This is a genomic window from Flavobacterium sp. U410 (assembly GCF_053570605.1).
Genome location: NZ_JBSEFI010000021.1, coordinates 60,993 through 74,300, shown reverse-complemented (window position 1 = coordinate 74,300; position 13,308 = coordinate 60,993). Strand labels below are relative to the sequence as shown.

Genomic DNA, 13,308 nt, shown 5'->3' with positions numbered 1-13,308 from the left:
ACACAGTATTTTATTTTTCAATAATTTTTTTCAAATGATTGTATTTACATTCAATTGGATTTAATTCTAAAAGTGAATTTAAATTGATTGTTTGTTGTTCAGGTTTATATTTGTTCAATATTTCGGTTTCTAAAACATAAAAAATCCATTGGTCTAGATTTAATGGATTTATTGTTTTTTGGTCTTTATGTTCAAGTAAACAAAATACATAAAAATCTGTCCATCGTCTTTTTTTTCCATCATATTTTGGATTGTCTTTTGTACCGACAGTTGGTGAAATTCCAAATTTAATTTCAGAATAATTTTTTTGTGCCCAACTTTGAATGTAAGCTGCTGATTTTATTTCTATTTTTTTTCCTTTATTAGTTATTAGATCATAGTTATCCCATTCAATTCTTTTGTCTGATTTAATTTCAAGAGCTTGTTTAACAATAAATTCGGCTAAAATTCCACGTGTTCTATTTTCAATTAAGTTAGATTGATTCCAACTCCAGAAATCAGTTAAATTAAAGCTTAAGATTTCATTATTTTCTAAAAATTCTTCTTTTCCACTTTTTCTTCCAACGACAATTTCCTGTAAATTCATAGATTTTGTGTTTTTTCAATATTGTGTACAACGGTCCTCGGCTATAAAATTGTGGCGAAAACCACAAACCGAGCGATACCAAATATAAAATTTAATTTTGAATTTTCGGAGACCCGAGCACAAAAGTGTGAACTGGCGCAGCAAAATTCGCAAAATATGCGCAAACCTAGCCATAATTTATAACCGATGTTACCAGCTGTTTTTAATAATACTTTCCGTTTTCACATTTGTGTATGTTCCAACGTTTTTCAAGAAAGTCCAAAAAGATTGTATTATTTTTTAGATTTTCACTTGAAGTATATTCTCCGCCATATGGGTTTTCACTTTTACACATTAGCATCGTTGATCCTCTTAATGCGTATTTTGTATTTCCCTCATACATAATAATTTTCATTTCTCCTGGATCCATACCGCCACGACAAATTAAAACATAAGGTAAAGTTATTTCAGAAATTCCATTGTTATTAACATCAGTAATTGTTGTTGCTTTTGGTATGAACCCAGTAAACCAATCAACACCATAACACTTATTAAAATCATAAACTTTCCAAACTCTAACAAATTCACTTTCGGAGTTTGTCTTTCTGAATAAATAAGCATAAAGTTCTGATTTATCTTGTAAAATGTAACTTTTCGAATTTTCTTCGTAATCTTTCCAACTAAAGTGACCAGTAACTGTTTGAATAAGGATATTTTCACCCAAAGCATCCTTCCATTTTAAAGCTTCAACTACGGTTCCTTTAAAATCTAAAATTTTTGGAATTTCGTCATAAAAAAGTGTATCTATTTTTAAAGTGCTTTCTGAATTAGCTTTGTCCCAAATACCTAACCAAACATCAGGTTCAAGTTTTCTGAACTTTTCAGAATGAGCCTTACTTTGCCCAAATCCAAAGCTAAAAGTGATTAAAAATATATTTAAAATGTAGTTTTTCATAAAATTGCTGGTAACGGTCTCGGCTACAAGTAGTGGCGTAAACCATAACCAAGCCATAACAAAATATAAACTTATTTTAGAAAATTCGGAGAATTTTCGGAATATTCCTGAACTAGCCATTACTTGTAACCGTTGTTAGCAATAGTGTTATTCCTTGATTACTTTTATTGTTCTTAAATTTTTGTCAGCATAAAACTTGAATATGTATGTCCCAGATTTTAAAAAGCTCAAATTCAAAACTTGACCAGGATTTTCTTCCCAATAGACTAATCTTCCTGTATTTTCATAAATTTCTATTTTATCAACTAAATGTAAATCTTTAAAATTAATATTTAAATAATTCTTAAATGGATTAGGAAAAACGTATGGTTTATTATTCTGATCTATTATTTCATTTATATTTAAAACTGGATTTGAGTTGTGATATTTTGCCATAGCAACATTTGCTGAGCTAGATATATTATTATTACCAATTGCAATGATGTTATTTTCGTTAACAATTAATTTTTGGATACCACTTGTGGTTGAATTTAAATTTGTCAAAACTAACCCATTGTTGCCAAAATCACTATTAAGAGTGCCATCAGGATTTAATTTGACCATTAAAAATGAGGAAGAAGTTGAGGAAAATGACGATATTCCAGCCATTAAAATTGAATTGTCTTCTAATATTTTTATATCTTGTATGAAATCTTTTTGACTACTTGTATTAATAGTGAGCATACCATCACTATCGAAAGATGTATCTAAAGAACCATCAATATTAAATTTAGCTAAATTTATTTGGTAATCAATTGATGTAAATAATTTTGAGCCAACTGCATAAATTTTGTTGTCTTTCAAAGTAATTGTTAAAAACCTGTCATGGTCATAAAAACCAGTACTTGAACCAAAATATGCATAATTCCATCCATTATTTCCAAATGAAGTGTCTAAACTTCCATCTGCATTTAATTGCAATACAAGCGATGATTCATCTGGATTGCAACAGATAACACCACCTATTAAAATTTTGTTACCATTCATAATAGAACAAAAAGCTCTAATTCCTAAACTGCCAAAATCTAAAATTACAACACCATTATTTCCAAAACTATTATCATATGTGCCATTTGAATTAAGTTTTATAACCTTTATATCTGCATTACTATTAAGTGTGTAACCAACCACTATAATTTTGTCATTATCTAAGATGCTTAATCCTTGTATATCAGATTCACTACCTGAAATATGGGTTACATAACCATTAACACCAAAACTTAAATCTAGAGTACCATCCTGATTTAATCTTGAAATCGTGGAGTGTGCTGGTCCACTATTACCAGCTCTTCCTGCCAAAATAATTTTTCCATCACTTTGCGTTCCAATTTTTCTAACTTGAGAAGATGTTGTACCTAGTTCAATAATGGAAACACCATTGTTCCCAAAAGAAGTATCTAATTGTCCATTAGATAAATATTTTAATACTAAATTATCCTGACCATTTTGATTTGCATAACCTCCAACTAAAATTTTATTATCAGATAATTGTATACCATCGGATGCGAAATCTACACCAGATGAAACATTTGTAACAACTTTACCACTTGAACCAAAAGAAACATCTAGCGTTCCATCAGTTTGCGAAAATATAATATTACTCAATAGAGTTAATAAAAAGTAAAAATTTTTCATAAGTTCAGTTTTTTAACATTATTGCTAACGGTCTTCGGCTATAAAATTGTGGCGAAACACCACAGACCGAGCAATTTCAAATATAAAATTTAATTTCGAATTTTCGGAGACCCGAGCACAAAAGTGCGAACTGGCGCAGCAAAATTCGGAAAATATGCGCAAACCTAGCCATGATTTATAGCCGATGTTAGCAGTCGTTTTTTTCTTTATAATATTCAATTATATGACTTATTTCAGAAATTGAATAATTTAAGTCATTGATAATAATTTTATCAAGTTTATTGTTAGCTTGTGTTATGTGTAATTTAAAATAACTATTTAGTTCTGATGGATTTGTTTCTTCAATTCTTGTTTCTTTGATTTCACACCATTTTACTTGCTTTCCATTACTGAATATTATCGATTCTTTTGAGATAATTAATTTAGGTTTCTGGTTAACAATTTTAAGTAAAGGAATTGATACTATAATTATGCAAAAAAGAATAGCAAGTATAGTATTTTTATAAATTGTATTTATATATAAAGTGATTATTACAAGTACAATGCTTATAGTTAACATTTCTAAGCTTGACTTAATTGAGTTTCTTAAAATTACTTTTTCGCCGTATTCTCTCAAATAGAGTTTTTCATCAATGCAAGTTTCTGTATATTTTGCATTGTCAATCAGTTTATTAAAAAATCGCGGTATTTTCATTTTAAGTCTCTATTCTTTCAGTTCGGCCAAAATGGCTGCTAACGGTCCTTGGCTAGCTGCTGTTGTGGTGTTTTGTTACAAGCCAAACCAAATATACGAATACTTTCGGATTTTCGGAGAAAATTCGGAAGTAGGCGAGAAGCCACAATAACAGCTAACCAATGTTGTAACCTGTTTTTTATTTAGCCTCAGATTTTAGATTTTCTATTTCGCTTATCCAAAAGCTCGAGTTAATATTATTTTTATTAAATTCTTGCTCTAAACTTTTAACATGATTAAGAGAATATAGGGAATCAAAAAAGCCGTCTTCTCCAAATTCAGAATTTACATTTTCTATAAAATTTCTGTACAATAATAGCGACTTTCCTAGTTCAATTATATTTTTATTCATAACCTCTAACACTTCAAAGTCTTGTTCATGGTCAACAATTATGATTTGGTCATTTTTTGATGTGTCAACACAAATTAGATTACCACTGTTTTCAAAACCAATAATCCAATAATTTTTAGTATTTATATCTAAATCAGAATCAGAATAATAGTCATGAATATTTGTAAAGATATTATCAAAACTAATTAGCCCAAAATCTAAAAAAGGCGCTGCGCTATTTGGAAATCCAATTTTTAAAACTTCTTTTGTTAAATCGTTTAAATTTGACTTTTCGATTTGCTCATTTGGAAATTCAGACCAAGTTTCTAAATCATTGTTTAACCAAATGTTTTTAAATTCTGTTGGATTCATATAGTTTTTCTCAAAATAGGTTACAACGTTTCTCAGCTATACGCAGGCAGGGATTTTAACCACTAAACTTCCTGCGAAGAACTGAACTTCAAATTTACGAAAAACTGTCATACGAAGCACGAAACCCCTGCTTGCGTATAGGTGATGTTGTGTGTAGGCTTTCTTATTCAATTCGTTTAAATTCAAAAGGTATTTCTAAACTGTCTCCCGAAATTAGAGCATTTATTTTGTCTCTATTTTTCCAATATTTTATCAATTTTGGAAAATCCAACGTATCGTTTTTAAATACAAATTTATCTTCTTTTATTTCTGACAGTTCAAATTGTACAAACGTTTTTTCTTCGAGAGTTCTGACCAATAAGTTCCATTTTCCGTTGGTTTCCAAAATCTTCATTATTTCTTGGCTTATTGTGTCATTGTTTTGAATAGTAAATCCAATTCCCTTGTATTCCGAATCGTTGGTTTTCTCCCAATTTTCAAAAGTAGCTTTACCTATTTCTTCATTTGTCCGTTGCCATTTTCCTAACAACCAATCAAAATTTTCGTACTTTTCTGTGTTTTCATTTTGTTTGGTGTTACACATTGTAAATGCAAAGGTAATAAGCGTAATAGCTATAAATTTCAATATTGTTTTCATTTTATAATCGGATTAATTCGTTTTCTAATAAGTATTCTTTTCTGATTTTTTGGTTCATTTTATTCATAACCGAAACGAATAAATCATCTGATTCTTTTGGATTGATTTCTTTTAAGATTTTAGCTTTTACCAAAGAAAAATAGAGGTGTTCGTTTGGTAATTCTCTCTCAATTTCTGAAAGAATCAGCAAAGCATTTTCGGTTTTTCCGATTTTGCTTAAACAAAAGCAATAGTTCAGTTTTACAATGGGCGATTGAGAAAATTTTTGCATCATTTCATATAATTTCACAATGTCAATCCAATCATTTTTAGTTAGCTGACTTATTGATATATACTTGCTTATGATGATTGCTTCGAGATAAAATTTGCTGATTTCTTTCGGCTTTTTGAGATAATGAAAGCCCAAATTGAGTAATTCTTTGTTCCATTTTTCACGGTTTTGATTGAAAAAAGAAATGAGTTTTCCGTTATCAATCTTTGCAGGAATCCTTGCAATATGAAAGCAAAAAAGAGCCAATAAATTACTTGTCGAATCGAATTGATGTTGGCTGAACAAAAGTTTTGTCAAAGCAAATGCTTCCAAGCACAAATCTTCATTCACAATATTTTTCATCTTTTCATTAAAAGAATCGAAACCGATATTAAAAACTGCATAAAGTATTTCTTCTACAATGGAAATAGATTTTGAGTTAGCTGTAATTGAGTTTAGGTCAATATTATTACCATTAAATTCAAGCTGAACATTTTTCTTTGTTCGGTTGATGTTTTTGTAAATCGCTTCCTGATTGATTAAAGTGCTATCAGCTATTTCGGAAATACTAAAACCAAAAATATTTTTAAGAACGAAAAGTATTTTGGCTTGATTGGAAACATTTTCTAATCCAGAAATGAAGGTAATCGTTTGAAGCCGTAAATCTGTTTCATTGTTGATTGATGACGTATCTTCAATTTGTTCTACTGAAAAACTATGGTTTTCTTTTCGTTTTTTAATTTGGTTGAACACATCATTACGAGCCACAATGAAAAGCCAGTTTTCTTTGTTGTTCGGAACATTATTTTGTGTCCAAATTTTTAAGGATTTCAAAAATGAATTTTGAATAGCATCCTCAATTTCAGAAACGTAATTTGTTCCAAATTGATTTAATAATCCCGAAAACAACTTTCCATAGATTGCTCTATAACTTATTTCTTCTTTGGAAAGCAAATTACTGCTCATAATCTTTCATTTCCATTATCGGACGGATTTCGGTAGTTCCTCCGTAATGATGTGTAGGACATTCTTTTGCCAATTCTACAATCGTTTCTATATCGTCAGCTTGTAACAAGTAATAACCTCCGATAATTTCTTTAGATTCCAAATAAGGACCGTCTTTAACAACAGAATCTTTTCCTGTTATGAGAACACCTTTTTCGTGCAATCCGTCTCCTGAAATCAAATGTCCTGCTTCAGCTAATTTATTTGCCCAATTCATATGAGCATTAGCCAAACCCTCCATTTCTTTCGGGGATAATTCGTTTAGTTTTTCAATGTCTTCGTGAAGTAATAATAAGAACTGTTTCATTGTAAATTATTTTAAAATTTCAGTAAAGACATTTTAGTGCTTCTGTTTTGGACATTTTTCTCGATTTTTTTTTCAACGGTTGTTTTGGTAAGCTTACACACAACGGTTTGGGGCTTTGCGTTCGGGTGGGAAATAGAAGCACAAAAGCCAATATTATTACTAATGTTTAATTGAAAAACTAATGTTGAATTTTGCACTTCAGCCCGCCTGACGCAAAACCCGTGTTAGTGGCAGTTTTTCTATTTTTCAGTTGTTGTGTAAAAGTCATAAGTTGCTTTTGCAATGTCTGCTATAATTTTTTCATTTGTGTCAAAATCTTCTTTTGATTCACTTACAAATACACTTATGATAAAGTATTCGCTATTAGGTAAAAAAACAATACCAATATTGTTAACTGCGGCAGTAATTCCTGTTTCTTTATTTGTCCCTGACCAACCTGTCTTGTGAGCAACAACTGTTCCTTCTGGCAATTGCCCCCTTATACGGTTTTTACCAGTTGTTGTCTCTTTATTCGTTTTCCAAAAAAAGTCATAACTACTTTGTGAAAGCAAATTGCTTTTATTCTCATAAAATAATTTAAGAGTTTGGCTTGCTGCTTTTGGTGTAGTCCAATTCTGAAACATATTTTCCCACTTAGCCTGCATTTGTTCTTCGTTATAAGTGATTTGTATATCATTTATGCCACTTTTTTTAATGTATTCTTCAACCGTTTTAGGTGTTCCTATTAGCCTTATTAAAACATCACAAGCAGTATTGTCGCTATGAGAAACGGAATATTGAATTAGTCTTTCAATAGTAAAAGTTCCACCATTAGGGTTTTCGTCTCTAAGAGGGCTCCAAAAATCTTCCGGTAAAAGTTCATCTTTGCTAATCTCAATTTTTTTGTCTAAGGAAAGTTTTCCTTTGTCAATTTCCGATAATACAGCTAATGCTATGTGGAACTTAAATACGCTTTGCATAGGAAATCGCTTGTCTCCGTTTAGCGAAAGTGTGTCTTTTCCATTGTTACCAATTATTGAAACTCCAACTGCTGCGTTTTTGTCGGATAATATTTGCTCAATTTTATTTCGTAGTAAGTCTGTCTTGTAGGAGGGAGTTTTACAACTTGTAACGAATAATAATAGTAAAACTGTCAATTGAAAAAGTCTATTCATTTTTGTTCTTTTGTTTACTTACTTTCTGTCTTTAAAATTGCCACTAACGTTTTGGGTATTGGCGAAGGCGGGCATTTGAAAAGCGTCAGATCAAATTTAGCACAAAAGCTAATAGAAGCACAAATGTTGATGTACTTCCGTCAGCCCTGCTTTTGCCAATACACTGTTATCAAAAGTATCAAATCGTATGTCGCCTTTTGCACTCAAATACATAATTATCAATAAGTTATAAAATAAGAAAGAACAGAATAACGCAGAAAAAAGCAATGAAAAGTTAGGTTTGTTGTACCAAATGTTGTATCTTTGTATCAGGTTGCACCGCTTTGAAATAGCTGATTTATAAATGGTTTCATTGTTTTGCACTCGATTGTTTTTTTTAGTACAACAAATATAATACTTTTTCTTATGGCTTCGATAAAATTAGTGCTTCGGACAAACCAAGAAGATAAAACAGGTCATAGCCCTTTATACATAAGGGTTATAAAGGATAGAAAAGCCAAATTTGTAGCCACAGGCGTAAAGCTGAAACGCAACGAATGGGACGATGACAAGCAGAAGATAAAGAAGAACCACGCCAACAGTGCCAGAATGAATGCCTTTATTTCTCAAAAAGTAGCAGATGCAGAGGGAACGGTTGCAGACCACGAACGCAAACGTAAATCCGTATCAGCCCGAAAGCTAAAAGAAGCGATAAAAGGTAAGGATATGGCAAACTTCTTTGAATATGCTTACAACCGTTGCGAACGTATCAAGGGAACGGTATCGGTTGCTACTTATAGAAATTACAAACAGTATGTAGCCAAGTTTGAAAAATTCATTGGACACAGGGATATTTATTTCGATGATATTACCGTTACGATGCTGAAAGATTATATCAATTATATGTCCAACAATTTGAAAAATGGAGCAACTACGGTACACTATTCTTTATTGATTTTATCCGTAATGTTCCGTGATGCACAAAGGGAAGATGTGATTGAAGAAAACATTTATCCGTTTTCAAAAGTTCGGGTAAAACGTGATAAAGGCAAACGATTATTTTTGAGCAAAGAACAGGTAGAAAAGCTACGCAATTTCAAAATTGAATATACAGGAAAAGACGAAGTATTTAGGGATATGTTCATTTTTTCGGTGTATGCAGGTGGTTTGCGTTTTAGTGATGTCGTGAGTTTGAAATGGGAAAACTATAACGAAAAAGAACAACGTATTACGAAGACCATTCGCAAAACAGGAAGAACCCACAATTTTAAAATCGGTCAGATTGCAATAGATATTCTGAACCAATACAAAACAGCCATATCACAGCGAAACGATTTTGTTTTTCCGATATTGGAAGATGTAGAGAGGTTTGATGCCGATACCGATTATCAGGCATATATTATCAATGCAAAAAACATTCTATGCGGTCAGAAATTGCGTAGATTGGGTAAGGATATGGAATTGCCTTTCTCTTTATCTTTCCATTTAAGCCGTCATACATTCGCTACAAATGCTTTAAACAATGGTATGCGTATAGAATATGTTTCAAAGCTGTTAGACCATTCAGACATTGGTATTACTCAGATTTATGCCAAAGTGATTAGCGAAGAATTGGATAATGCGGTAGATAAGTATATTAACTAACCTTTCTTATTCTGTAATTTATTTAGCGTTTCCTCAATCATTTCCATTCTCTTTTTAACCTTTTCAGCAGAAGCATCAAGCGTATATCCCTCGTCAATCATTTCTTTTATGAGTAACATTTTTTTTATGTTTTCATAATTGTAACGCCTGTTTTTACCCTCTTCTTCTGTTAGACTTGTAATAATTCCCTTTTCTTCCCAATAGCGGATTTGACGTGTGGCAATACCCGTAATCTGCGATACCTCGCCAATACCTACAACTAATTTATCTAAGAAATCAAAGTCAAATGACAGGTCTTTATTTGCTTCCTTTTTGCTCATTTTGCAAATTATTTACAATCAATGTTGCAAATATAGAATAATAGTCTTTATTTTGCAATTGTAAATTATTTACAATTATTGAATATTTAAAACATTTTAGGTATGAAAAAGACAATTATTATTTTAATGGCATTAATAACAATTTTAACAACAATGACTATGACAGTAAAAGCAAATAGTTTAAAAAACGCATCTATGGAAGAAGTTTCTTATGATGATGCACAGTCTTATTTGGAAGCATTTCAAAAAGTCATAAAAATTCCAAATGGCTATTCATTCCATTCTGTAAATAAAGTAAAAGCAGATGGTGTTCAGGCTTATCTATTTCGCTTGGAAAAATCTGAAAACAAGGGTATGAACGGAGAACATTACTCCTTTGTAATTTCAGAAAAGGATAAACAAGTTTTGGGATTTACCAATATGGATAAAAGATATTCCAATACAAAGATGCTTTCAAAATCAGAAACCGAAAAAATAGCAAAAGATTTTTTGTTAAAGTTGGACAACTCATTAGCCAGTGAACTGAAAAATCTTTGGATAGAAAGACACGATGAAGAAATTTCGGTTAACGGAAAGAAAACAGTCATAACGGGAATGAAATACAAATGTTATCGGGCTTCACAAAATGACTATGCGTGGGTAATTATCGGCTTTGACGGTTCTGTAATTACATTTGAGCGCAACATAAAATGGAATAACAGCGAACATAAACGCATTACCGAAAAATGGTTACACGATAATTGGTTGGCTGAGAATGACCTGAATATATTAACAGAAGAGCAAACATTAAAAAAACTTGCAGAAGAAACTTTTGCAAATGGAGCTTTAAACAAATTGAATGTAGAGGAAATGTTGCGAGGTTTTCATCCAGACTTTGCAATCTGCATAGCTAAGGGAAATAATCTTTTTCGTCTTCCGCTTCGTGATTGGATGAAAGTTGTGGAAGAATACAAGAGCAATCCCGAAAAAGTAAAATCAGGAATTAGAAACCTCGATTATTCGATTGAAGTTTTAGAAATCACAGGAAATACAGCAGTCGTAAAAACACAGTTTTTCAGAGAGAAAAAGCTCATCATTACAGACTATCTGTCCTACATAAAATATCCCGACGGCTGGAAAGCTGTTGCGAAAATTTCTAATGAACATATTGTAAACCCATTACAGCTTAGTCTTTAAATCAAATAATATGAGAACAACAATTTTAATTATTCTAACATTTCTAAGTATGAATTACGTACAAGCACAAACAAAAGAAAAATCAGCACTTATCCTTATCGAAACACAAAACGAATGGATGCACAAAGAGGGCAAACTATACAAGGCACTCGTTAAGGACAAAGAAATGATGCACAATTCAATCGCTAACATCGAAAAGGCGTTAGACTATGCAAGAAAAAACAACATTGAAGTTATTCACGTAGGATTGCGGTTTGAAAAAGGTTATCCCGAATTAGCCAACGGAAAAAGCGGTCTGCGAAAAGCCATACCCAATGCAGGTACTTTCCCGATTAACGAATTTGGTTCACAGTTCTATGAAACGGTAAAACCGATAGAGGGTGAATTTGTAGTTACGGGGCGTGTGGGTGCAAGTGGATTTACAGGTTCAAATCTTGACGTGTATCTGCGAAACAACAAAATTGAAAATCTGTACTTGGTTGGTTATGCTACCCACGTTTGTGTAGAAAGCACCTTGCGTGATGCCCACGAAAAAGGTTACAATACCTTTCTGATTTCGGACGGAACTTCTGCATTTAACCGTATGCAACAAGATTATGTTTTAAGCGAAGTTGTGCATCATTTTGGAGAGCATTTAACAACTAAAGAGTTTATAAATGAATAAAGATTTAAAAATAACATTGCGGTTTGTGGTTTTAATAGCCACACCGCTTTGTTTAGTTAATAGTTTACTCTTCAGCTTTGGTTTGACAGATTTCTGGCAGGAATGGCTCAAACGCTTTTTGTTCAATTATGCGATTTCTTTTCCCCAAGCTGTTTTATATGTTACGCTTATAAAATGGTATGACAGGAGAAAATTAAATTGATTTTAAAATTAGACTGTAAATATGCTACACAATCATCAAATAAAGCAAACCGTTCAATTTCCAGAACTTACGGCTATTCTAAAAGAGCAGTCTGAAAATGCTTTGTTTGATATTTTGGTAGAAAACGTAAAAGGTAATGACACCTATTGCCAAGAACTTATAAACAGAATACTAAAACTACCTTATGCCAAACTGCCGGATTTCTTTTCGCACCATTGCGATTTTGTAGAAGACCCAATTAAGTGGCTCAATAAATTTGAAAAACTGATTTCTGAAAATGAAGAACTTTTTGTGAGTACCACAATGCGGGGCAGAATGATGAAATGTTATACAATAATCGAAAGCAAACGGAAAGAATTAGAGATATTAAGAAACAGGCACACGAAAATAAAACCGCCAATGCAATATATCAATGCGGAGTGTGAGGAGAGGTATTTTTCATTCAGAGAAGTAAAAAGTAAAGTAAATGCAATGGGCGATTATACAGATAAAATAATGTTTTTGACAAATGAAAAGTTCGATTACGAACAGGCAAGTATAGATTTTATTAACCCAAAATTGCCCGATTATTCCGACCAATGCCAAAAAGAGATAGACCAGATACAGCATTTAATCCGTTTAACTGATGAATTTTCTAAACAACAGATGCAGAAGAATACAAACGGCATTCCATTTAACAAGCTCAAAATAAACTGCAATATCAATCAGTTGGTAGATATATTTTATCAATTACATAGAGAATTGTTTACAGACGGCAAACCCATTATTGACGGCAATATAAATGATTTCGTTGCTGTTATTGTAAATTCATTCACAGATAAGGACGGCAGGGAATTAAGTCCCGAAACAGTCAAAACAATGCTTACACCGTCAAAGACCGATAAACGTCCCAAACCCCACAAAAGAATAGACATTGATAAAATGCTGTAAATAAATCTTGTCCCGAAAGACCAAATACGGACATAATGACTTTTTTATGTTGCTGTCCTTTGCTTCCATAAACATAAAATTTCAATAAAATGGAAGCAATTATTTTAAGCAAAGACCAATACACAGAATTGGTAGCAAGGTTAGACGAAATTACCCAACGCCTTAACGCAAAGAACGAACCCAAAAAGGATACGTTTTTAGACAATCAGGAGTTTTTACAACTGATGAAAATTTCCAAACGAACCGCCCAAACGTGGAGGGACGAGGGACGTATTTCTTTCTCACAGGTCGGCAACAAAATTTACTACAAATTGTCAGACGTTGAAAAACTGTTGCAGGAACATTACAACAAATCATTTGCTAAAAAATAGCATTGATAAAGGTTTCTCAACAATAAAAAACGTTTGACT

The 13,308-nt window shown here is 32.0% G+C and carries 16 protein-coding genes; 6 read left to right on the top strand and 10 right to left on the bottom strand.

Annotated features, from left to right (window positions below):
* Positions 1-10: 10 nt before the first annotated feature.
* The 9 genes from ACUSJC_RS13715 to blaRATA form a co-directional block, all read right to left on the bottom strand.
* Positions 11-586, bottom strand: a complete 576-nt coding sequence (locus ACUSJC_RS13715; protein WP_449270128.1) for a hypothetical protein — start codon at positions 584-586, stop codon at positions 11-13.
* Between the two features lie 202 nt (positions 587-788).
* Positions 789-1,520, bottom strand: coding sequence for a M949_RS01915 family surface polysaccharide biosynthesis protein (locus ACUSJC_RS13710; protein ID WP_449270127.1), 732 nt, complete (start codon positions 1,518-1,520; stop codon positions 789-791).
* Between the two features lie 147 nt (positions 1,521-1,667).
* Entirely contained in the window at positions 1,668-3,194 is a 1,527-nt protein-coding gene (locus tag ACUSJC_RS13705; protein WP_449270126.1) for a T9SS type A sorting domain-containing protein, read from the bottom strand.
* Between the two features lie 187 nt (positions 3,195-3,381).
* The gene (locus tag ACUSJC_RS13700) at positions 3,382-3,888 is read right to left on the bottom strand and encodes a hypothetical protein (protein WP_449270125.1); all 507 of its coding nucleotides are present in this window, start codon (positions 3,886-3,888) and stop codon (positions 3,382-3,384) included.
* Positions 3,889-4,066: 178 nt separating this feature from the next.
* Positions 4,067-4,630 (bottom strand): hypothetical protein, encoded by a 564-nt coding sequence (locus tag ACUSJC_RS13695; RefSeq protein ID WP_449270124.1) that lies wholly within the window; start codon positions 4,628-4,630, stop codon positions 4,067-4,069.
* Positions 4,631-4,793: 163 nt separating this feature from the next.
* Positions 4,794-5,267, bottom strand: coding sequence for a DUF6265 family protein (locus ACUSJC_RS13690; RefSeq protein WP_449270123.1), 474 nt, complete (start codon positions 5,265-5,267; stop codon positions 4,794-4,796).
* Between the two features lies 1 nt (position 5,268).
* Positions 5,269-6,483 carry a DUF6596 domain-containing protein gene (locus ACUSJC_RS13685; protein WP_449270122.1) on the bottom strand — a complete coding sequence of 405 codons (1,215 nt, stop codon included), beginning with the start codon at positions 6,481-6,483 and terminating at the stop codon, positions 5,269-5,271.
* A complete protein-coding gene (locus ACUSJC_RS13680) occupies positions 6,473-6,829 on the bottom strand; it encodes a YciI family protein (RefSeq protein WP_449270121.1) in 357 nt (118 codons plus the stop codon). The genes ACUSJC_RS13685 and ACUSJC_RS13680 overlap by 11 nt, the downstream gene beginning before the upstream one ends.
* Before the next feature lie 239 nt (positions 6,830-7,068).
* Entirely contained in the window at positions 7,069-7,983 is a 915-nt protein-coding gene (gene blaRATA / locus ACUSJC_RS13675; RefSeq protein WP_449270120.1) for an RATA family class A beta-lactamase, read from the bottom strand.
* 405 nt (positions 7,984-8,388) lie between these two features.
* On the opposite strand from blaRATA, the gene ACUSJC_RS13670 reads away from it, so the two are divergent.
* A complete protein-coding gene (locus ACUSJC_RS13670; protein WP_449270119.1) occupies positions 8,389-9,606 on the top strand; it encodes a phage integrase SAM-like domain-containing protein in 1,218 nt (405 codons plus the stop codon).
* Here the strand turns inward: ACUSJC_RS13670 and ACUSJC_RS13665 are convergent.
* Complete coding sequence (locus ACUSJC_RS13665; protein WP_449270118.1) at positions 9,603-9,926, bottom strand: MerR family transcriptional regulator; 324 nt, start codon at positions 9,924-9,926, stop codon at positions 9,603-9,605. The two genes, ACUSJC_RS13670 and ACUSJC_RS13665, sit on opposite strands and share 4 nt — an antisense overlap.
* A 102-nt stretch (positions 9,927-10,028) precedes the next feature.
* Between ACUSJC_RS13665 and ACUSJC_RS13660 the strand changes: the two genes are divergently transcribed.
* The 5 genes from ACUSJC_RS13660 (at position 10,029) to ACUSJC_RS13640 (ending at position 13,269) form a co-directional block, all read left to right on the top strand.
* Complete coding sequence (locus ACUSJC_RS13660; RefSeq protein WP_449270117.1) at positions 10,029-11,102, top strand: nuclear transport factor 2 family protein; 1,074 nt, start codon at positions 10,029-10,031, stop codon at positions 11,100-11,102.
* A 49-nt stretch (positions 11,103-11,151) separates the two neighbouring features.
* Entirely contained in the window at positions 11,152-11,766 is a 615-nt protein-coding gene (locus tag ACUSJC_RS13655) for an isochorismatase family cysteine hydrolase (RefSeq protein WP_449270116.1), read from the top strand.
* A complete protein-coding gene (locus ACUSJC_RS13650) occupies positions 11,759-11,968 on the top strand; it encodes a hypothetical protein (RefSeq protein WP_449270115.1) in 210 nt (69 codons plus the stop codon). Before ACUSJC_RS13655 ends, ACUSJC_RS13650 begins: the two co-directional genes overlap by 8 nt.
* A 21-nt stretch (positions 11,969-11,989) precedes the next feature.
* Positions 11,990-12,898 carry a hypothetical protein gene (locus tag ACUSJC_RS13645; protein WP_449270114.1) on the top strand — a complete coding sequence of 303 codons (909 nt, stop codon included), beginning with the start codon at positions 11,990-11,992 and terminating at the stop codon, positions 12,896-12,898.
* 89 nt (positions 12,899-12,987) lie between these two features.
* The gene (locus ACUSJC_RS13640; RefSeq protein ID WP_449270113.1) at positions 12,988-13,269 is read left to right on the top strand and encodes a helix-turn-helix domain-containing protein; all 282 of its coding nucleotides are present in this window, start codon (positions 12,988-12,990) and stop codon (positions 13,267-13,269) included.
* Positions 13,270-13,308 lie beyond the last annotated feature (39 nt).